The following is a 19,904-nucleotide window of genomic DNA, read 5'->3' as shown; positions in this document are numbered from 1 at the left end:
TTGCTATAATCGAGAAATGCGAGTATTTACTTGGGTGCATGTTGCAATCCGATTGAATAGCACTCGCTCCTTGCCCTTGCAAAAGGGCCGTTTAGTCCAAAAGGAGGTGAAAAAGGTATGCGTCAATATGAAGTAATGTACGTATTGCGTCCAGACCTTGAAGAAGAGAAAGTGAAAGCTAACGTTTCCCGTTACAGCGATGTTGTAACCAACTACGGTGGCGAAATCACCAAGCTTCAAGAAATGGGCAAGCGTCGTCTTGCATATGAAATCAAGAAGTTCCGTGATGGCTTCTACGTTTTGATGAACTTCAAAGCAAACGCTGATGCAGTAGCTGAAGCTGAGCGTTTGATGAAAATCAACGACGACGTTATTCGTTATCTCTTCGTTCGTGAAGAAGTTTAATTGTCGTCCGGGGGAGGGGCATTATGCTTAATCGAGTCATTCTTATTGGTAACTTGACAAAAGACCCAGAACTGCGTTACACCCCGAATGGTGTACCTGTTGCTACCTTTTCGATCGCTGTAAACCGTCCATTCTCTGGACAAGGTGGTGAGCGTGAGACCGACTTTATCAACATCGTGGTATGGCGTCAATTGGCTGACCTCTGCGCGAAGTATCTTCGCAAAGGGCGTAAAGCTGCGATTGAAGGCCGTCTGCAAACCAGAAGCTACGATAATAAAGAAGGCAAAAAAGTGTACGTAACAGAAGTTGTTGCAGACAATGTGCAGTTCTTGAGCGCACGCGAAGGTGGCGAATCCGACAGTGGCTTCGGCTACGATCCGGGTCCAGCAGCCTATGGCGGCGGCGGTGGCGGTTCCCGTCAAGCTCCACCAAGAGGAAACGACTTCGATAAGTTTAACGACCCCTTCGCTGATGCTGGTAAGCCAATCAACATCTCTGATGATGACTTACCATTCTAAGTTTATTCAAGAACGTACGAAACTTTCACATTCCTTATGAAGGAGGGAACTTCTCATGGCACGCAAAGGTCGTCCTAACAAACGTCGTAAAGTTTGTTACTTCACAGTAAACAAAATTACGAAAATCGATTACAAAGACACCGATCTTCTCAAAAAGTTTATCAGCGAGCGCGGCAAAATCCTGCCACGTCGTGTGACTGGTACTTCTGCGAAATACCAACGTGCATTGACTATCGCTATCAAGCGCTCCCGTCAAGTAGCACTTCTGCCATACACTGCTGAATAAGCATAGACCGGATCAAAAAAGCGACACTTAGGTTCACGCCTAATGTGTCGCTTTTTTTTATTTCAATGACATAAAGATATGATGATACTCCGTATAATGAAATAATAATAGGATACAGCCCTTCGTTTTCGCGTTACCACGATGGATTAAATTTGCTTTCAGTCAATAACATGTTACAATAAAATGAAGAGGGTTGCATTTTGTAACCCTCTTTTTTTCGATATTGGTAGGAAGGAGTACACATTTGTGCCAAACCGGACAAGACAACTTGCAGAGAATGCCATTATGCTTGGAATCTCAGCTGTTTTACTCTTTTTGAGTACATATGCGTTAGGAACAGTGATGGCCGTATTTCTACCCGTTCCGTTTATCCTGCTGGCGATTAATCGGACGCACCGGGATATGCTTCTCGTCGTGGTAGCGTTTACGTTTCTGGGCTTTATGTTCGCTTCGTTTTCGGGGGCCTTCACCGGGCTGTTGACTGGGGTAACGGGTTGGCTGATGGGGACTTGCTATCAACGGTATGGTAAGGCACTGCCTGCTATTATCGTTGGCGCTGTGGTTGGGCTGGTAGGAATTATCGCGGGGATTGCCTTTCTTACCTTCGTGCTCAACGTGAATGTGATCCAAGAGCTACAAACCCTCTTTGAAGAAAGTGCACGCAGGGCCTTCGATATGTATCCACCAGGAAACATGACATTTACTGAGTGGAAGGACATGTTCCTGAGATTCATTATGACTCTGATTCCTTTTATGCTGGTTCTTCAGAGCCTGATGTCGAGTGTGGTCAGTCACTGGCTGGCTCGGACAATCGGCAGACGCCTGGGGCGCAACATCCCTGCACTGCCACCGTTTCGGGAATGGAGTTTTCCTCGCTCCCTTTTGTTTTATTACTTAGTGGTTCAGCTTATTATATTAATAGTAGGTCAAGAGGATCTGTACGCGAGCTTCTGGGGCAAGGCGGTATTCAATCTGTACTATGCGTTGAATCTGCTGATGGCCATCCAGGGGACCAGTCTGATTGCACTCTACATGTTTAAGAAGAATTGGAGCAAATTTACCCCACTGCTCATATTTATTTTTCCTCTTTTAGCTAATATACTTAGCTTACTAGGTATCCTCGATATTGGGATCGGTTTACGTAAAAAACTGGAGACAAGAAATTGAAGAGGAGCTGAGGAAATGCCAAAGTTCCTGTTAAAACGTTGGTACGGACTACACATGGTGTTGGCGTTAAGCTTCAGCTTGTTGCTGGTCGCAATCCTGACGTTGTATAACTGGTTGTACGGTGCGGTCGGCATTGTCTGTATTATCGGCCTGATTCTTTATACGTTGCAGATCGAAAAGGGATTTCAGCGTGATCTCCGCCTCTATATGGCCACGATTAATCACCGGGTCAAAAAGGCGAGCGAGGGCGTACTACAGGAGATGCCAATCGGGATTCTGCTGTACAACGAGGACAGAGGAATTGAATGGACAAATCCTTACATGTTACGAATGACGGGGCAGGAATCACTGGTGGGTAGGGAGCTTGAAGACATATTCCCCGAGCTTGATTGGAAGCCAGACACGAAGCGGCTTGAGCTTGAGATCAATGACCGGGTATATGAAGTGCTTGTCCGCCATGAAGAGCGCCTGCTGTATTTTACAGATATCACCGAGCATAAAGAGCTGTTTGACCGCTACAACCAAGAGAAGTCGGTGCTTGCGATCGTTCATTTGGATAACTTGGATGAATTAAGCCAGGTGATGGATGACCAGAGCCGTCAGCTGCTGTCTACGAGTGTGGCAGGTGTCATCAGCGAATGGGCGCAGAAAAATGAGATCTATCTCCGTCGTCTCTCCACGGATAAATTCATCGCTCTGATGAACCGTGGGACGCTTGGGAAGCTAGAGGAAAGCCGGTTTGATATTCTCGACGTCGTGCGCGAGATGACGGCCGACAACAAAATTCCGATCACACTCAGTATCGGGGCGGCAGCAGGTGTCCCATCTTTTATTGAGCTGGGGAGAACGGCGCAGTCCAGCTTGGATATCGCATTGGGCCGCGGTGGTGACCAGGCAGCCGTGAAGGTGGGCAACAAGCTTAATTTTTACGGCGGAAAATCCAATGCTGTGGAGAAACGCACACGGGTACGTGCACGGGTGATCGCGCATGCGCTGCGTGACCTGATTCATGAGGCTGAGCACGTGATTGTCATGGGGCATAAGAATGCGGACATGGACTCCATCGGTGCATCGCTTGGTGTGGTCAAAGCCGTGCAGGTGCATAACAAGGCGGCTTACTGTGTACTCGATGAGGTAAGCCCGGCGATTGAGCGTCTCATGAAAGAAGTGAGTGCTGACCCGAATATCGCGGAGACCTTCGTCACACCGGAGCAAGCCCTGCATCTGGCATCTGGCCGGACCCTTTTGGTCATCGTCGATACGCACCGTCCGTCGCTCGTCATCGAGCCAAGACTGCTGCAGGAGACCAGCCGGATTGTGGTGATTGACCACCACCGCCGCTCAGAAGAATTCATCAATGACCCGGTATTGATCTACCTGGAGCCATATGCATCCTCCACATCGGAGCTGGTGACAGAGCTGTTGCAATATCAGAACGACCGCATCAGCATCGACAGCTTGATTGCAACCGCACTGCTTGCCGGGATTGTGGTGGATACCAAAAGCTTTGCTTTCCGTACAGGTTCGCGTACCTTTGAGGCAGCATCCTTCCTGCGTCGCAACGGAGCGGATACCTCGACGGTGCAGCGTTTCCTCAAGGAAGATCTGTCGGCATTCCTCAAACGCGCCCGCATCGTGATGAACACCGAGATTTACCGGGACAAAATGGCGATTGCGATCGGCGACACCAGCGAAGATTACTCGCAGGTGCAGGTGGCACAGGCCGCAGAGCTTCTGCTTACGCTGTCTGGGATCAGTGCTTCCTTTGTCGTCGCCAAGCGGGGCGATGATACCGTGCTGATCAGTGCCCGCTCCTTGGGCGATATCAATGTGCAGCCGATCATGGAGCAATTGGGCGGCGGTGGACATCTGACAGGGGCAGCCACTCAGATTACCGGCATCACTATCAATGAGGCCGTCAAACGACTTAAACAAGTACTAGAATCAGTGTCATAGAGGAGGTATTTTCTGATGAAAGTGATTTTCTTGAAAGACGTAAAAGGGCAAGGCAAAAAAGGGGAAATCAAAGAGCTTTCCGAAGGCTACGTACGTAATTTCCTTCTGCCGCGCGGCTTGGCTAAAGAAGCGACAGAGGGGAACGTCAAGACATTAGATGCTCAAAAACGCAGCGATGAGAAGCGCAAAGAGCAGGAAAAGATCGAAGCCCAAGAATTGGCCAAGAAAATTGACGAGATTACCGTTAAAATAGAAGGGAAAGCGGGCGAGGGCGGTCGTCTCTTTGGAGCGATCTCCAGCAAACAAGTCGTCGATGCTTTGGAAAAACAATTCGGCATGAAAGTCGACAAGCGTAAATTGGACATGGAAGCGATCCGTACTCTGGGCGTAACACAGGTAAAAGTGAAACTCCACCCAGAAGCAATCGCAACCCTCAAAGTCCACGTAGTCGAGCAATAAGATGCCGGGAATCTATATGTAGGTAGGGGTGTGACATGAGCGACCTGTTTTTAGACCGTGTACCACCGCAAAATCTTGAAGCGGAACAGTCTGTGCTGGGTGCCGTGTTTTTATCTAAGGATGCTCTGATCACAGCGGTTGAGATTCTTCAGCCCGAGGACTTTTACAAAGCGAGCCACCAGCGCATATTTAAAATATTCTTGGACTTATATGAAAAAGGAGAGCCGGTCGACCTGGTAACGGTGACGGCCGAGCTCCAACAGCAAAAAGTCTTGGAAGAGGTCGGGGGCGTCACGTATCTGACGGACCTGGCCAGTTCCGTTCCAACTGCGGCGAACGTAGAGTACTACGCCAAAATCGTAGAAGAAAAATCCCTGCTTCGCAGGTTGATCCGTACCGCGACCAAGATCGCAAACGACGGATACACCCGTGAAGATGATGTCGGTGAAATCATCGCTGACGCGGAAAAATACATTCTCGAAATCTCCCACAACCGTAACAGTGGAGGATTCATCCCGATCAAGGACGCGTTGATGGAGACGTACGAGAAGATTGAGGCATTGAGCCAGCAGACCGGGGATATCACCGGGATTCCAACCGGCTACACCGATTTGGACAAGATGACATCAGGTTTTCAGCGTTCTGACCTGATTATCCTGGCGGCCCGTCCATCTGTAGGTAAGACGGCGTTTGCCCTGAATGTGGCGCAGAACGTCGCAGCCCGTGCCAACGAGACGGTTGCGATCTTCTCTCTTGAGATGGGTGCCTCCCAGCTGGTACAGCGTATGATTTGTGCGGAGGGCAATCTGGACGCACAGAAGATGAGGTCAGGACGACTGGATGAGGATGACTGGCAGAAGCTGACCATGGCAATCGGGACGCTGGCCAAAGCACCTGTCTATATCGATGATACGCCGGGGATCACCGTGCAGGATATCCGTGCCAAGTGTCGTCGTCTCCAGCAGGAGAGGGGTCTTGGCATGATTCTCATCGACTACCTGCAGCTGATCCAGGGTCGCGGTAAAGGCGACAACCGTCAGCAGGAAGTATCTGAGATCTCCCGTACGCTCAAAGGGATCGCCCGTGAGCTGAACGTGCCGGTCATCGCACTGTCACAGCTCAGCCGTGGTGTTGAGCAACGTCAGGACAAGCGTCCGATGATGTCTGACATCCGTGAGTCTGGTGCGATCGAGCAGGACGCGGACATCGTAGCCTTCCTCTATCGTGATGACTACTACGATAAAGAGACGGAAAACAAAAACGTCATCGAGATCATCATCGCGAAGCAACGTAACGGCCCGACTGGCACGGTAGAATTGGCATTCTTGAAAGAGTACAATAAATTCGTAAATCTCGAACACCGATACCGCGATCAAGCGAGCTAGAAGCTATCCTCTGTGATGGCTTCTTTTTTTATTGAAAACCGAACATATTCTGAACTATCAATCTTAACGTTCGGATTCAATCATTGACATTCCATTACGTGTTTAGTAAACTAATATTGCTTTTGATAAGAACCGGGGGGTGTTTTCCATGTCAACAGTTGTTGTCGTAGGAACACAATGGGGCGACGAAGGAAAAGGTAAAATCACCGACTATCTGGCGGAAACCGCAGAGGTCGTGGCACGTTACCAAGGAGGAAATAACGCAGGTCACACGATTATTTTCGACGGTAACAAATATAAGCTTCACCTGATTCCTTCAGGTATCTTCTATCAAGATAAGGTATGTGTCATCGGAAACGGGATGGTCATTGACCCGAAAGCTCTCGTAGCTGAGTTGGACTACCTTCATGGCTTTGGCTTCTCTACGAAAAATCTTAAAATTTCTAACCGTGCTCACCTCATTCTGCCATACCACATCAAGCTCGACGGTATGGACGAAGAGCGTAAGGGTGCGAATAAAATCGGTACTACCCGCAAAGGGATCGGTCCTGCTTACATGGACAAGGCTGCCCGCGTAGGGATTCGTATCGCAGACCTTCTGGATAAAGAAGAGTTCGAACGTAAGCTCCGCAATAACCTTGAAGAGAAAAACCGTCTGTTCGAAAAACTGTACGAAACAGAAGGCTTCAAGCTCGAAGATGTTCTCGAAGAATACCTCGGCTATGCAGAAATTATCCGTCCATATGTAGCAGACACATCCGTGGTGCTCAATGACGTGATCGATGCAGGTAACCGTGTCTTGTTCGAGGGTGCGCAGGGGGTTATGCTCGATATCGACCAAGGTACATATCCGTATGTAACTTCTTCTAACCCAATCGCTGGTGGCGTGACCATCGGTTCTGGTGTAGGTCCATCCAAAATTCATCAAGTGATCGGCGTAGCGAAGGCGTACACCACCCGTGTTGGTGACGGTCCGTTCCCGACTGAGCTGCATGATGAAGTCGGCGATCATATCCGTGAAGTTGGTTTTGAATACGGTACGACAACAGGTCGTCCACGCCGTATCGGTTGGTTCGACAGTGTCGTGGTTCGCCATGCACGTCGTGTTAGCGGCCTGACTGGTCTTGCCATCACCAAGCTGGACACGCTGTCTGGTCTGGAGAAGCTCTACATCTGCACCGCGTACAAATACAATGGTGAAGTGATCGAGGAGTTCCCAGCTAACCTCAACATCCTGGCGAAATGCGAACCAGTGTATGAAGAGATGCCAGGCTGGAGCGAGGACATCACAGGCGTACGTGATTTCAACGATCTGCCTGAGAATGCCCGCCGCTATGTAGAGCGCATCACGTCTCTGACTGGCGTTCCGCTCTCCATCTTCTCTGTTGGTCCAGACCGTGAGCAGACCAACGTAACACGCAGCGTATACGCGTAAACGTATAAGCCAAACAACCATATAGATCGGTTCAAAAAAAGCTGTCAGCCCATGATTTTCATGCGGCCGACAGCTTTTTTTCATATCCAGCCAAAACTTTTTCGGCTAAATCAGTCACCACTTGCGCCCAGTTGGGCATATGGTATCCCATAACTAATTCGAAAACGAGGTGTTCGACAATGGGTTTTGATCAAAAAGCGTTGAAACTGGTCGGGAAGAACGTAGAGGTAAAGATGTTCAACGGTTTGGTGATCAGTGGTAAGATGTCCCATGTCAGCAAAGGCTATGTCTGCTTCATCACCATGCCGAAAGCAGAAAACGAAACAGAAGTGGAAGCAGCAAAAGCGAAAAAGCCGGGCTTCCGCCGTCTGGCCCTGAAGGATATTACATCGATGGTTTCCTTAGAGGGATAAGGAAGAAACGAAGCAAGAAGGTATTACCACTTTATACCTATGTGTAATACGGAAGAAGGATACCAGTAACATGCAAGGCGAAAAAAGACACAACAAAAAGCCACCGATCCGACTAAGACTTTCCGGAAGGTGGCTTTCCCATTTACAAAATCTAAATGCCAATTAAAACTCGCCGCCGTTCGAGCTGATGATCTGCTCCGCCTCTGCTGCACGGTTCTCTGCGACCACACAGGTCAGCAGGATACCGGTTGTATTGGATGCTAGGCGTCCCTGACGACCGTCAGAAAGCCCGCTTGCATCCGGATCAGCCGCTGCCAAGATGCTGGCATCCCGACCGCTCGGGAATTCAGCACTCAAGGTCAGATTGCCGAGGGAAGGTATTTCCCCGGTAATGGGGTTCAATACTTTTTCTACACCGATTCCTGGATATTGTCCAACCTGATCTACCTGAACGGTATCAATCCCCGCTTGCTTCAGTTGTTCTGCTGCTTTGTCGGCCTCATCCATCGTGTGAAAACCAGCCAAAATGTTTCGCTCTTTCACCGTAACGCCTCCTTATGAAACATATGTCCATATTATGAAACAAGGCCATTTACTTTATTCGACAGCATTTTACACTTGAAGCTGGCAGCTAACATGTGTTAAAGTCTTAATAGTATTGGATTTTGTAGGTATTTTTTTCGTTGCGAATAAAAATCAAGAGGAGCTTTGAACTATTTTAGTTTTCGAGATTCTCTTAATTTTTCGACTATTTTCGCAGTAGACAGTCTTAACAGGCAGGAGGAACTCTGATGCAACTGACCGGGTTGAAGGACTGGTTACGTGAACGGGTACAACCGATCGTTCGGCGTACAAGCCAGCAAGCTAGAGAAGTAAAAGATCGTGCTTTTACATACATCGTCAGTCACAAGAAGCAAACCGTTGCCGCGTTGGGGACGTTAATCGTCGCTGTTTCCAGTGTAGCCTATGCTAATCATTATTATACATCTAACACCTATTCCATCTATCATGTCATCATGAATGGCAAAGAAATCGGTGTGGTCAATAACAAAGAAGTCGTCACCAATTGGACGCAAGAACGTCTGAAGGAAGAAGAAGCGAAGCATAACGGCATTGAGCTGAAGCTTTCTGACTACATCACGTTCAAAGAAGAGAACCTGTACAAAGGGGAATACAACAACGAAGCGACCCTGCGTGCGCTCGATGCCGAAGCAGATCTTAGAGTCCAAGCGATCGGGATCGAAGTCAACGGTGAAGTGGTTGCCTATGCGGCTGACCAGAAGCAGGCTGACCAAGTGCTGGCTGCTCTCAAAGACCGTTATTCCGGCGGAGCGGCTACCCAATCAGCTAAAAAGGCGAGTGTATCCGCAGCATCTATCGCAAGCACACCGGAAGCACCTGAAACAGGCATGAAGGAAGTCAAATTCAAAGAAGACGTAAAATTTGAACCAAGCTCAGTCCCAGCAGCACAGGTCTTGACCGAAGAGAAGCTGGAGGAGCTTTTGGCAAACGGTACATACCAGCAGGTCGTACATACGGTTCAAGAAGGCGATTGTATCAGTTGCATTGCGAAAAAATACGGAATTACGACCAAGGATATCTACGCGAACAATCCTGGGGTTACCGAAGATACGCTCCTCCAGTTGGGCCAAGAGCTCAATGTAACAGCGGTCCGCCCTGTGCTTACCGTACAGACAGTGGAAGAGCAGGAGCAAGAAGAAACCATCTACTATCAGATGCAGACCCGCACCAACGACAAGCTGCCTAAGGGTGAGGTCAAAGTCATCCAAGAAGGTAAAGTCGGCACCAAGCGTGTCAGCTATGAAGTGATCAAAGAAAATGGACAAGTCGTCTCCCGCAAAGTAACCGGACAAGAAGTGATTGAACAGGCTGTCGACAAAATCGTCGAGCGTGGAACCAAGGTGATTCCTTCCCGTGGGACAGGCCGTATCTCATGGCCGGCCAGCGGATATGTCAGCAGTGGCTATGGTACACGTTGGGGACGTATGCATAAAGGAATCGATATCGCCGGTTCTGGTTCGATCCGCGCGGCTGACAATGGCCGAGTCGTACAAGCGGGTTGGAACGGTGACTACGGTAACTCTGTCATCATCGACCATGGCAATGGAACCCGTACCCTGTACGGTCATATGAGATCCATCAGTGTCAAGGTGGGTCAAGTGGTCAGCCAAGGGACCAAAGTGGGCGTCATGGGCTCCACAGGTGACTCCACAGGTGTTCACCTGCATTTTGAAGTAATCAAAGGCGGAAGAACGGTCAACCCACTCTCTATGCTGGGTCGCCGTTAAGTGAATCAAGCTACTTGAATAAAGAATGGTACCAAAGGTCGCTCCTGCTGAATCGGGGGCGGCCTTTCCTGCTATTCCCGACCAATCGGACAGGCAGGAAATGTTATGATGAGAGTGGAAGCTATAACGAAAGCTTGTGAAAAAGAAGGGGGAGAGCGAATGGCGAAACTCCTCGTCGTTGACGATGAAAGACCAATTGCAGATATACTGAAATTTACGTTAGAAAAAGAGGGCTACCAGGTCGTCTGTGCCTATGATGGGGAAGAGGCCGTGCAGCTGGTTCATCTGGAAAAGCCTGATCTGATCTTGCTCGATGTCATGCTCCCGGTACGTGATGGTATGGATGTATGCCGGGTGATTCGCCAGAGCTACGATATGCCGATCATTATGTTAACGGCTAAAGATTCGGAATTGGACAAAGTACTGGGTTTGGAGCTTGGGGCTGATGATTATGTCACCAAGCCGTTCAGTGCGCGTGAACTGGTAGCACGGGTCAAAGCCCATCTGCGCAGACAGAAGCCGAAGACCGAAGAAAAGCCGAAAAATGTGCTGCGGATCATGGAGCTGGAGATTGACCTGCAATCCTATACCTGCACAAAGCACGGGGAGTTCCTCGACCTGACGCACCGAGAATTCGAGCTGCTGGTCTATCTCGCCCGTCATCTGGGACAGGTGTTGACTCGCGACCACTTGCTGCAAGCCGTCTGGGGCTTTGATTACTTCGGAGATGCCCGCACGGTAGATGTGACGATTCGCCGTCTGCGTGAAAAAATCGAAGACGACCCAAGCCAGCCGAAATACATCATCACCCGCCGCGGATTGGGATACACCCTGCGTAATCCGGGGACAGGAGGAACGGCGTGATGTTTCGCCAGCTGTTCAAGACGGTCCAGTATAAAGTAGTCGTCATCTACATGCTATTGATCCTGATTGCGATGCAGGTGATTGGTGCTTATTTTGTCCGTGAAGTGGAGAGCTACTATACCAACAACTTTACTGAGACGCTCAATGCACAGGGAACGCTGCTTGCCACCCACTTGGACCGTTATCTGAGCCGGTTGCGTGACCGCGAAGAGGATGTCCAACAGGATGTGCAGGCTGATATCGACAACCTTGTGAATAACCTCGTGGCGCTCAATGGAGCAAGCGTCGAGGTCGTCGATCAGAACGGAACGGTGATCAGCACGACCGAGAACCAGAAAAATATCGTCGGACAGCGCACCCAGCAAAAGGAAGTGACGGTCGCTCTGCTCGGTACTCGTAATGAATCGCTGCGGATCGATCCGGTTACCGATCATCTGGTGAAGGTGATCGCGATCCCGGTCAAAAGGGGCAATGTGATCTACGGCGCTGTCTACATGGTCGCCTCGATGGAGGGACTGTACACAACGATTCATAAAGTGACCAATATCCTCTACACAGGGACGGTCATAGCTCTATTGCTTACCGCTGGGCTGGGCATCGTGCTGGCGCGTACAATCACGATCCCAGTCAAAGAGATGACACGTCAGGCGACCGCTGTAGCGGAGGGTGATTTTAATCGTGTGGTACGTGTATATAGTGGTGATGAAATCGGGCAGTTAGGATTGGCCTTCAACTATATGACGGCAAGGCTCAAGGACGCGATTTTGCAGCAAGAAGAGGAGCGGGAAAAGCTATCTCAGATTTTGGCCCATATGAGTGACGGGGTGATTGCGGCTGACCGCGACGGGCGCATCATTCTGATCAATCGGTCGGCAGAAGAGATGCTGCGAATCCGTGAGGCTGATATGCTTCGTCAGGCCAAAACCTTATACGAGGTGCTTCGGCTGCCACCAGAGGATGAGATGCCGCTCTTTTCCGATACAGAGGAGACGGAGCCGTTGCTGCTGGAGATGATGCTGCCCAACCGGGAGATGGTCTTACTGCGGGTCAACTTTTCTCCGCTTCCGACTGATCATGGGAAAAAGGGCGGGATCATCGCGGTTCTGCAGGATGTCACCGAAGAAGCGCGGTTAGAGCAGCAGCGTCGTGAGTTCGTCGCCAATGTATCGCATGAACTCCGCACACCGTTGACGACGATCAAGAGCTACACCGAGGCGTTGCTGGATGGGGCGGTGGAAGTGCCGGAGCTGTCCCAGCAGTTTTTGCAGGTGACGATGAATGAGACGGAGCGGATGATTCGGCTGGTCAACGATTTGCTGCAGCTCTCCCGCATGGATTCACAGGGAGTGCAGTTGAAGCTTCAGCAGACGAATCTGGCAGAATTGCTTCATTATACGGAGAGTCGTTTTCAGATGCAGAGTGTGCAGCAGGGAATTCAGCTTCATTTGGTTGTACCTGACGATTTGCCATCGCTGTATCTGGATCGGGATGCGTTCACTCAGATCATGGACAATCTCGTCTCCAATGCGATTAAGTACACACCAGAAGGCGGGCAGATTTTTATTCAGGCGAAAGCACAAAAGGACCAGGGACGTGTGTACATCTCGGTCAGCGATACAGGTATTGGGATATCGAAGCGGGATGTGCGCCGTATTTTTGAGCGCTTTTTCCGGGTGGATAAGGCCCGTTCCCGCAATCAGGGGGGCACGGGGCTGGGACTGTCGATCGCACGTGAGCTGGTGCGTGCGCATGGCGGGGATATTCAGCTGGCCAGTGAATTGAATGAGGGAACGACCGTTACCTTTTGGATTCCGTATACAGAGGGGGGCGAAGCATGATGAAGCGATGGAGTGAGCCAACCAAGTCGATTCTGCTCATTTTTCTGATCAGCATCAGTTTTGTTCTGACTTCGATGCTGTGGAACTACCAGCCGCAGTTCGAGTTGATCTCTCCACCGACGTATACCGCCTCCGATAAAGTGGGTCAGCCCAAGCAGATCGAGGAACTGGTCGAACCGAGAGCGATTGTGTTTCACTATGGACTGAACCGTCATACCAAGGCGGTCTATAACGATGCACAGTACCGGGTGATTACATCGCAGATGAATAAGTGGTATTTCTATGATTTTGTCGCTTATCCGCTGACAGACGATAAGTGGGAGTCATTGACCCGGACAACGAAGGGCGTAGAGATCCAGTTCGGTGCCGCGGTGCCGGTATCCGTCATCAGCCAGCTCGTGACATTCCGTGGGGATATGCAGGAGCAGATGAAAGGGATCGAGCGAATCTGGCTCTACTACGAGGAAGCGGAGGGTGTGGTATACGCGCTGTTCATCTCCAATCAGGACCGACAAGTCGTCAGGGCCCGTACCGTCGTCGACCCGAAAGATCTGGAGGACTCGTATCTGTCGCTTGGCAAATACTTGCCCGAACAAATTCTCAAGGTATACAAAGAGGATGACAGTCTGGCTAGACGCAACAGCTCGATGACCTTCTGGCAGATTTTTTACCTGCCAAAAGAGGCACAGAAGATGCGAGAGTTCAACTATAACTACCTGCCGATTACCGATAAGCAGTTCATCGATACGTACTTCCTCGATCCGAGTCTGGTGCGTCAGATTATTGAGCGTGACGGTACGATGATCTATACGGACGGCAACCGATCGATCCAGATTCGTCAGGGGCAGCAGGCGATGACGTTTACTTCACCGGCGTTGGAGGAAGCGGAGACGCTCTTGACCAATGAGGATAAGCTGCGGGAGTCGATTGCTTTTGTCAACCAGCACCTGGGGTGGACAGATGAATTCCGCTTCGAGAGTCTGGAAGAGCGCGGGGAGAGCGGAGCACAGATTACGTTTCGCCAGCATATCGGTGCATACCCTGTAGTGAGCAATGAAGGACATGAGCTGGATCAGATCCAAGTGACACTGGAGCAGGGACAAGTTATCTCTGTGAAGCGCTCGCTTGTGGATCTGGATACGTTTTTCCAGTACAAGGACATCACGATCATGTCAGCGGAAGAGCTGTATCACTACTTGGAGAGTGAAGAGGTAGACACCAGCGAGATCAGCAATATCTATCTGGCCTATCATCTCAATGTCCTGCCGGGCTATGCCGAGCTGAAGCCGAGCTGGGTGGTCGAGAAGTGGGGCACGCTCTATGAAGTGATTGATGCCCGTTCACGGATACCGGGGAGGGGAAAAGAAAATGGACTGGAGTAGAGCAAAAAGTATTTTGATTCTGGCGTTTCTGTTCCTGGATCTGTTCCTCGGCTATCAGGTGTATATCTCCAAAACCAAGCAGTGGATGGAGGCAGATACGGGACAGAGCGGACAGGTAGATCTGGAGCAGTACCTGAGCCGACAGAACATCAAGCTGGAAGCAGAAGTGCCGCAGGATGCCCCGACGCTCAGCTACCTGTACGTCGAATACCAAGGATTCAATACGATTGATCTGGGAGAAATGCCGGGTCAGCGCGTTACACTGGAGAATTCTCTTCTCCGCTCCCGTTTTACCCAGCCTGTCGTGATCGGTAACGCGAAGACACCAAAAGAGATCTTGCGCTACATGTCCAATCGGGTGATGTTTGCAGATCAATACCAAGAAGACCCCTATTGGTCTTTGGACGGAACACTGGTATACTGGCAGATGCATGATCAATTACCGCTGTTCGTCGCGTTGCTTGAATTCGGTGTGGAAGGTCAGACGATCAAAGGCTATCAGCAGACCTATCTGCATGTCCGCAATCAAGGCTCTGGGCGACAGATTATTTTTGCCCATACGGCACTTCGTTCACTGGTGGATAAACAGATCATCAAGAGTGGCGAAACGATTGAGAATGTCCAGCTCGGATACTATGGATATAAATATGACGCAGATATACAAGTACTTGCTCCGGTGTGGCGCTTTATCCATAACGGGGAAATCCATTACGTCAACGGTTTTACCGGCGCAGTGGAGAGCCCGGTGGACAACCGGATCATGATCAGTAAGTAGTGGAATTGGCAACGCGGAAAAGTAGGAAGAAGGGGAATTACCGTGAGATTCAGTGTTTTGGCAAGCGGCAGTACAGGCAATGCAATCTATGTAGCGACCGACCGTACCGCTTTGTTAATTGACGCCGGTATCACTGGCAAAGCCGTAGAAGCATCACTCAAAGAAATCGGTGCCGATCCCAAGTCGATCAAAGGCATCCTGATCACACACGAGCACTCCGATCATATCCGCGGTGTGGGTGTGCTCGCACGCCGCTACAACATCCCGATTTACTCCAATATGAAGACATGGGCGGAGCTGAACGGCCAGATCGGTACGATTACCGAGGAGCAGCGCCAGCTGTTTGAAGTGGGAGAGACGCGCGAGTTCGAAGATTTGACTGTGCAGTCTTTTGGGATCTCACACGATGCGGCGGAACCGATGGGCTTCTGTTTTTATGAAGGCAACAAAAAACTGACGCTGGCCACCGACCTTGGCTATGTCAGCGACAAGATCAAAGAGACGATCAAAGGCGCGGATGCCTATATTTTCGAATCCAATCACGATCCAGAAATGTTGCGCATGTCTGGCTATCCGTGGAGCATCAAGCGGCGTATCCTAAGCGATGTCGGCCACTTGTCCAATGAAGCGGCAGGTGAAGCATTGACAGATGTCTTAGGCGGACAAGCCGAGCGAGTCTTCCTCGCCCATCTGAGTAAGGAGAACAATATGATGGAGCTGGCGAAGCTGACCGTGAAGAGTATCTTGGAGGAAAAGGGCTTGAAGGTGGGAGACGATATCCACTTGCGCGAGACGTATCCGCACAAGCCTACCAAGCTGGAGGAGTTGTAGTCGAAGCAGAGATGGAGTCAGGTACGGTGGGAGTCTGGTGATCCGGCAGTGTAGCAGGTCTGCTGTCTGGAATCGGGTGATGGCCCGGAGTCGGTGGATTCCCATCTACAGCAGGGGCGGTGGCTGGGTGAATCTGATTCTCAAGCGTTGCATCCAGCTGATTTGCTTTGGCGACCAGCTCTTGGCGGGTGAACAACCCTTTTTGGATTAAGAGTTCGATCAGTGCATGCAGGACGATTGTATTCTGGTAATCAGCATCACGAAGATCAGCGAGTTTGGCTAGGATGTCCACTTCCATGTTGGTGTTGAAGTTGGTTCTCATCTCTATCAACCTTTCTACTTCGTTTTTACTAGGATATACCCCGTCCTGTTTTTTTATGCCCATGAACCTTGGGAAAACGGCTGGAATTCCACAACAATTCCACATTCCTTACGACTTTTTGCCGAATTCAAATCCTATACTAAATACATCGAAGGAAGTATAACTCTTCATCAAAGCTGATACCCTTATTAGTAGGGAAGGAGAGATTGATATGGGTTTTTATGATGATATCTATGAAGTGAATCAATCAAAAAAACGTCGTGAGCCAGGCATGGGCCGTCTCATCATGACTTCCATTACATCAGCGGTCGTCGGTGGTATGCTGGTTCTCGCAGCCGTACCGATGCTTACCCAGGCAGGTTACATCAAAGCCATGCAACCCAACACAGCAGAAGCAGCGACAGATCCTAAGCTTGTCGGCAGTCTGCAACCGGTAACACTCAATGTCGACACAGGCGTCGTCCGCGCCGTCGAAAAGGTCGAGAACGCCATCGTCGGCATCACCAACATCCAACGCGTCAACAACATCTGGACACAAGAATCCGGCAGCGTCACCAGCGGCGAAGGCTCCGGTGTCATCTATGAAAAAGTCAACGGCAAAGCACACATCATCACCAACTACCACGTCATTGAAGGAGCAGAGCGCCTCGAGATCTCTTTGCCAGGCGGTGACAAGGTAGACGCCAAGGTCCTCGGCTACGATCAGCTGACAGATCTCGCTGTCCTCGAAATCGACGCAGCCAAGGTCAAAGCCGTAGCAGAGCTGGGCGACTCCAAATCACTCAAGGTAGGTGAGCCAGCCATCGCCATCGGGAACCCGCTTGGCATGCGCTTCTCCCGCACCGTGACCCAAGGAATCATCAGCTCCTTGGAGCGCTCCATGCCAATCGACGTGGACAACAACGGTCAAACCGACTGGGAGCTTGACGTCCTCCAGACAGACGCCGCAATCAACCCAGGTAACTCTGGTGGTGCTCTGGTCAACATCCAAGGCCAAGTCATCGGGATCAACACTCTCAAAATCTCCCGAGAAGGTGTAGAGGGCCTCGGCTTCGCCATCCCGATCAACGACGTGAAAAACATCGTCGAGCGTCTGGAAAAAGACGGATACCTCAAACGCGCCTACATGGGTATTACCCCACGCGACCTGACTTCCGTCCCACGCTATGCTTGGACCGAAGAGCTGCGCCTCCCGAGTGAGGTCAAATCAGGTGTCATCGCATGGAACGTCAGCGAACTCTCCCCAGCCTCCCGTGGCGGCCTGCGTCAATACGACGTCATCACCGCACTCGACGGCAAGGAAGTGACCGGCAGTGCTCAACTGCTCAAGTACCTGACGATTAACAAAAAGCCGGGAGACAGCGTGGAAGTCACCTTCTACCGCGACGGCTTCAAGAAGACCATCAAGGTAACACTGGGCGAAAGCTCTAAGCAATAATAGCAGGAACCAGCAGCACCGTTTTTCTTCTTCACAATCCCCCTTTTTCTATAAGATAGAATCCTTTTAGGCGGTAGCGACCACGCGACTTCAGCGTTTTCGCTCCGCCTCTTTTTTTCCTTACAACACCGCACTCCGATGTAGGTGAACACATAAGGTATGGTGAAGCGTTTCGTTGAAAGGAGAACATGAACATGCGATGGCAACCAGACCCGTATCATTATCACCCTCTTTATGGTGCAGCCAATCCGTATCCATCGTTTTTTCCACAAAGAGAAAGCAGCGATCGATTGGTGAAAATCGAAACGATCCAAGGCCGTGAGGGAGCCGTGATCTATCGCTATAAGAATGCCGTTATTTTTAAAAGCGATATGGATATCGATATAGATGGTGATCCCGCTGCTTACCATCCGAACAGGAGATTAGCCAAAACCGATTTTAATGTTCACGCAATCGCAAAAGACGAACGTGGCCGGCTGTGTCCTGTACAACGGCAAGGCGATCCACATCCTGGTTATTATCCATCTGGAACCTCTCTGTACGACTTTACTTACTGGCTCCAAAACAGATGTGACCCGAGAGCCTATGTAGACCCGAATGTCTATCCTTATTTTGTACTCCCGTATCCTCACTATAAAGATCCCAAATGGGGGCCAGTCCGGATTGGTGATCTGGGAGTCGTCATCAATACCAAAAACGGCAAGATGGCTTATGCTATTTTTGCGGATGCGTTCCTCGGTCATTTTATTGGAGAAGGTTCACTAGCGTTGGCGCGGGAGCTGGGTATTGACGATAATCCCAACACAGGTGGCGAAGAGACCAAGTCCATCATCTATCTGGTTTTTCCCGGCTCAGGAAAAGGGCAAGGTACCGTACCATCCATAGAAGAGATCCGTCAAACGGCGGCTCAGTACTTCAATGCCTGGGGAGGCCAAGCGCAAGTAGAAGCAATCCAAGGGCAGCTGAGATAAGTACGGGTGAAAAGGCAAATCCAAAAAGGCGGCAAGCGAGACGCGACTTCAGCGTTTTCGCCCCGCCTCTTTCTTTTTTACCTCAAAGTTGGGTAGAATACAGATTAGATCAAATCGAACGTGGGAGTGAACATATATGACAACATCCAACCAAGACAAAACCATCCGCATCCAAGGCAAAGAAACCCCGATCCACGCTGAGCATCCGGTACGCATCAGCTGTATGGAGTGCATCGACCGTGAGTTAGACGACTATGTAAACAATTACGAGGCCGCTCCAGATACATTTAAGGTGGATGAGGTCGATACTGACGAAGCTGGATTAGAGAAGAAATGCATGGTCTGCGGTGCAGAGGGCAACATCGCTCTTCTGCATGTGAAAGGAATGTAAGCCGAAGTGATAAGCATTACGATCGTATCCGTAGGGAAGTTAAAAGAGAAATACCTCAAGGACGGCATCGGCGAGTACAGCAAACGCCTGTCGTCCTATTGCAAGTTGCAGTTCGTTGAGGTGAGCGATGAGAAGGCACCAGAGGAATTGAGCGAGGTCGAGATGGAACAAGTAAAGCGCAAGGAGGGCGAACGGATCCTTGCGCAGCTGAAGCCTGACCATTATCTGATTGCACTCGCGATCGAGGGGCAGATGTGGACGTCGGAGAAGCTGTCGAGTGAGCTGGACAGGCTCGCGACGTATGGACGGAGTCAGATTGCCTTTGTGATCGGCGGGTCATTGGGGTTGCATGATGAGGTGTTGAAGCGGGCGGATGCGAAGCTGTCGTTCTCGAAGATGACGTTTCCGCATCAGTTGATGAAGCTGGTGTTGGTGGAGCAGGTGTATCGGGCGTTTCGGATTAGTCGGGGGGAGCCTTATCATAAGTGAGAGGTATCAAATGATTCTCTATGCACTTTTAGATTTTCCTCTGCTTTATCCAACCAACTATTTTAAATCCACCATAGATATTCACTAGTGTAAACAGGAATCCAAATATAATAAATATGCCTTCCCGGTTAACGCTAACCAAGTCGTTCCACATGAGGCATGTATAAATAATAAAAAGAAGATTTGCCGCTACCATCACGATATATGGTAAACCCCAAGCTATTCTCAATTTTGTGTTCTTCATATCTTCCCTCCCTAATATTTTTTACT

Annotated in this window: 21 protein-coding genes; 19 read left to right on the top strand and 2 right to left on the bottom strand. The window is 50.1% G+C overall.

All coding sequences use genetic code 11. The annotated features are described in order from the left end of the window. The first annotated feature begins 117 nt into the window (after positions 1-117). The 9 genes from rpsF (at position 118) to FGI41_RS22165 (ending at position 8,024) form a co-directional block, all read left to right on the top strand. Positions 118-405, top strand: a complete 288-nt coding sequence (gene rpsF, locus FGI41_RS22205; protein WP_139492487.1) for a 30S ribosomal protein S6 — start codon at positions 118-120, stop codon at positions 403-405. Positions 406-428: 23 nt separating this feature from the next. Beyond that, positions 429-923 carry a single-stranded DNA-binding protein gene (ssb, locus tag FGI41_RS22200; RefSeq protein ID WP_139492486.1) on the top strand — a complete coding sequence of 165 codons (495 nt, stop codon included), beginning with the start codon at positions 429-431 and terminating at the stop codon, positions 921-923. A 55-nt stretch (positions 924-978) separates the two neighbouring features. Beyond that, on the top strand, positions 979-1,209 hold the full coding sequence (rpsR, locus tag FGI41_RS22195) for a 30S ribosomal protein S18 (RefSeq protein ID WP_139492485.1): 231 nt from the start codon (positions 979-981) through the stop codon (positions 1,207-1,209). A 246-nt stretch (positions 1,210-1,455) separates the two neighbouring features. After that, positions 1,456-2,376, top strand: a complete 921-nt coding sequence (locus FGI41_RS22190; RefSeq protein ID WP_176560398.1) for a YybS family protein — start codon at positions 1,456-1,458, stop codon at positions 2,374-2,376. Positions 2,377-2,391: 15 nt separating this feature from the next. Further along, a complete protein-coding gene (locus FGI41_RS22185; RefSeq protein WP_139492483.1) occupies positions 2,392-4,332 on the top strand; it encodes a DHH family phosphoesterase in 1,941 nt (646 codons plus the stop codon). 15 nt (positions 4,333-4,347) lie between these two features. Then, the gene (gene rplI, locus FGI41_RS22180) at positions 4,348-4,791 is read left to right on the top strand and encodes a 50S ribosomal protein L9 (RefSeq protein WP_139492482.1); all 444 of its coding nucleotides are present in this window, start codon (positions 4,348-4,350) and stop codon (positions 4,789-4,791) included. A 35-nt stretch (positions 4,792-4,826) separates the two neighbouring features. Next, positions 4,827-6,176, top strand: a complete 1,350-nt coding sequence (dnaB, locus tag FGI41_RS22175; protein WP_139492481.1) for a replicative DNA helicase — start codon at positions 4,827-4,829, stop codon at positions 6,174-6,176. 148 nt (positions 6,177-6,324) lie between these two features. Beyond that, on the top strand, positions 6,325-7,611 hold the full coding sequence (locus FGI41_RS22170; protein WP_139492480.1) for an adenylosuccinate synthase: 1,287 nt from the start codon (positions 6,325-6,327) through the stop codon (positions 7,609-7,611). A 179-nt stretch (positions 7,612-7,790) separates the two neighbouring features. Further along, positions 7,791-8,024: a hypothetical protein gene (locus FGI41_RS22165; RefSeq protein WP_139492479.1), complete on the top strand. Its 234-nt coding sequence runs from the start codon at positions 7,791-7,793 to the stop codon at positions 8,022-8,024. Between the two features lie 162 nt (positions 8,025-8,186). Here the strand turns inward: FGI41_RS22165 and FGI41_RS22160 are convergent, their stop codons facing one another. Beyond that, the gene (locus tag FGI41_RS22160) at positions 8,187-8,567 is read right to left on the bottom strand and encodes a hypothetical protein (protein WP_139492478.1); all 381 of its coding nucleotides are present in this window, start codon (positions 8,565-8,567) and stop codon (positions 8,187-8,189) included. A gap of 248 nt (positions 8,568-8,815) precedes the next feature. Between FGI41_RS22160 and FGI41_RS22155 the strand changes: the two genes are divergently transcribed. The 6 genes from FGI41_RS22155 (at position 8,816) to FGI41_RS22130 (ending at position 16,023) form a co-directional block, all read left to right on the top strand. Next, the gene (locus tag FGI41_RS22155; protein ID WP_139492477.1) at positions 8,816-10,333 is read left to right on the top strand and encodes a M23 family metallopeptidase; all 1,518 of its coding nucleotides are present in this window, start codon (positions 8,816-8,818) and stop codon (positions 10,331-10,333) included. A gap of 159 nt (positions 10,334-10,492) precedes the next feature. Further along, positions 10,493-11,197, top strand: coding sequence for a response regulator YycF (yycF, locus tag FGI41_RS22150; protein ID WP_139492476.1), 705 nt, complete (start codon positions 10,493-10,495; stop codon positions 11,195-11,197). Next, positions 11,197-13,035 carry a cell wall metabolism sensor histidine kinase WalK gene (walK, locus tag FGI41_RS22145; RefSeq protein ID WP_139492475.1) on the top strand — a complete coding sequence of 613 codons (1,839 nt, stop codon included), beginning with the start codon at positions 11,197-11,199 and terminating at the stop codon, positions 13,033-13,035. The genes yycF and walK overlap by 1 nt, the downstream gene beginning before the upstream one ends. Next, positions 13,032-14,417 carry a YycH family regulatory protein gene (locus FGI41_RS22140; RefSeq protein ID WP_139492474.1) on the top strand — a complete coding sequence of 462 codons (1,386 nt, stop codon included), beginning with the start codon at positions 13,032-13,034 and terminating at the stop codon, positions 14,415-14,417. The genes walK and FGI41_RS22140 overlap by 4 nt, the downstream gene beginning before the upstream one ends. Further along, positions 14,404-15,192, top strand: coding sequence for a two-component system regulatory protein YycI (locus tag FGI41_RS22135; protein ID WP_139492473.1), 789 nt, complete (start codon positions 14,404-14,406; stop codon positions 15,190-15,192). Before FGI41_RS22140 ends, FGI41_RS22135 begins: the two co-directional genes overlap by 14 nt. Before the next feature lie 42 nt (positions 15,193-15,234). Further along, complete coding sequence (locus tag FGI41_RS22130) at positions 15,235-16,023, top strand: MBL fold metallo-hydrolase (RefSeq protein WP_139492472.1); 789 nt, start codon at positions 15,235-15,237, stop codon at positions 16,021-16,023. Here the strand turns inward: FGI41_RS22130 and FGI41_RS22125 are convergent. Then, positions 16,001-16,345: a hypothetical protein gene (locus FGI41_RS22125; RefSeq protein WP_139492471.1), complete on the bottom strand. Its 345-nt coding sequence runs from the start codon at positions 16,343-16,345 to the stop codon at positions 16,001-16,003. The two genes, FGI41_RS22130 and FGI41_RS22125, sit on opposite strands and share 23 nt — an antisense overlap. A 211-nt stretch (positions 16,346-16,556) precedes the next feature. On the opposite strand from FGI41_RS22125, the gene FGI41_RS22120 reads away from it, so the two are divergent. The 4 genes from FGI41_RS22120 to rlmH all read left to right on the top strand — a co-directional run bounded on the left by FGI41_RS22120 (position 16,557) and on the right by rlmH (position 19,634). After that, positions 16,557-17,783: a S1C family serine protease gene (locus tag FGI41_RS22120; RefSeq protein ID WP_139492470.1), complete on the top strand. Its 1,227-nt coding sequence runs from the start codon at positions 16,557-16,559 to the stop codon at positions 17,781-17,783. A 194-nt stretch (positions 17,784-17,977) separates the two neighbouring features. After that, entirely contained in the window at positions 17,978-18,754 is a 777-nt protein-coding gene (locus FGI41_RS22115; protein WP_176560397.1) for a glycoside hydrolase family 75 protein, read from the top strand. A gap of 136 nt (positions 18,755-18,890) precedes the next feature. After that, a complete protein-coding gene (locus tag FGI41_RS22110) occupies positions 18,891-19,145 on the top strand; it encodes a CxxH/CxxC protein (RefSeq protein ID WP_139492468.1) in 255 nt (84 codons plus the stop codon). A gap of 9 nt (positions 19,146-19,154) precedes the next feature. After that, positions 19,155-19,634 (top strand): 23S rRNA (pseudouridine(1915)-N(3))-methyltransferase RlmH, encoded by a 480-nt coding sequence (rlmH, locus tag FGI41_RS22105; protein WP_139492531.1) that lies wholly within the window; start codon positions 19,155-19,157, stop codon positions 19,632-19,634. The last annotated feature ends 270 nt before the right edge of the window (positions 19,635-19,904 follow it).

Origin of the sequence: Brevibacillus dissolubilis, assembly GCF_006170445.1 — a bacterium.
Taxonomy (GTDB): Bacteria; Bacillota; Bacilli; order Brevibacillales; family Brevibacillaceae; genus Brevibacillus_B; species Brevibacillus_B dissolubilis.
The sequence above is the reverse complement of the archived record's forward strand: the minus strand, read 5'-3'. Positions and strand labels throughout refer to the sequence as shown.

What these genes read in the sequence shown, in the direction of transcription:
- rpsF (WP_139492487.1), top strand. Translation starts at nt 118, where the DNA reads ATGCGTCAATATGAAGTAATGTACGTATTGCGTCCAGACCTTGAAGAA.
- ssb (WP_139492486.1), top strand. Translation starts at nt 429, where the DNA reads ATGCTTAATCGAGTCATTCTTATTGGTAACTTGACAAAAGACCCAGAA.
- rpsR (WP_139492485.1), top strand. Translation starts at nt 979, where the DNA reads ATGGCACGCAAAGGTCGTCCTAACAAACGTCGTAAAGTTTGTTACTTC.
- FGI41_RS22185 (WP_139492483.1), top strand. Translation starts at nt 2,392, where the DNA reads ATGCCAAAGTTCCTGTTAAAACGTTGGTACGGACTACACATGGTGTTG.
- rplI (WP_139492482.1), top strand. Translation starts at nt 4,348, where the DNA reads ATGAAAGTGATTTTCTTGAAAGACGTAAAAGGGCAAGGCAAAAAAGGG.
- dnaB (WP_139492481.1), top strand. Translation starts at nt 4,827, where the DNA reads ATGAGCGACCTGTTTTTAGACCGTGTACCACCGCAAAATCTTGAAGCG.
- FGI41_RS22170 (WP_139492480.1), top strand. Translation starts at nt 6,325, where the DNA reads ATGTCAACAGTTGTTGTCGTAGGAACACAATGGGGCGACGAAGGAAAA.
- FGI41_RS22165 (WP_139492479.1), top strand. Translation starts at nt 7,791, where the DNA reads ATGGGTTTTGATCAAAAAGCGTTGAAACTGGTCGGGAAGAACGTAGAG.
- FGI41_RS22155 (WP_139492477.1), top strand. Translation starts at nt 8,816, where the DNA reads ATGCAACTGACCGGGTTGAAGGACTGGTTACGTGAACGGGTACAACCG.
- yycF (WP_139492476.1), top strand. Translation starts at nt 10,493, where the DNA reads ATGGCGAAACTCCTCGTCGTTGACGATGAAAGACCAATTGCAGATATA.
- walK (WP_139492475.1), top strand. Translation starts at nt 11,197, where the DNA reads ATGTTTCGCCAGCTGTTCAAGACGGTCCAGTATAAAGTAGTCGTCATC.
- FGI41_RS22140 (WP_139492474.1), top strand. Translation starts at nt 13,032, where the DNA reads ATGATGAAGCGATGGAGTGAGCCAACCAAGTCGATTCTGCTCATTTTT.
- FGI41_RS22135 (WP_139492473.1), top strand. Translation starts at nt 14,404, where the DNA reads ATGGACTGGAGTAGAGCAAAAAGTATTTTGATTCTGGCGTTTCTGTTC.
- FGI41_RS22125 (WP_139492471.1), bottom strand. Translation starts at nt 16,345, where the DNA reads ATGAGAACCAACTTCAACACCAACATGGAAGTGGACATCCTAGCCAAA.
- FGI41_RS22120 (WP_139492470.1), top strand. Translation starts at nt 16,557, where the DNA reads ATGGGTTTTTATGATGATATCTATGAAGTGAATCAATCAAAAAAACGT.
- FGI41_RS22115 (WP_176560397.1), top strand. Translation starts at nt 17,978, where the DNA reads ATGCGATGGCAACCAGACCCGTATCATTATCACCCTCTTTATGGTGCA.
- FGI41_RS22110 (WP_139492468.1), top strand. Translation starts at nt 18,891, where the DNA reads ATGACAACATCCAACCAAGACAAAACCATCCGCATCCAAGGCAAAGAA.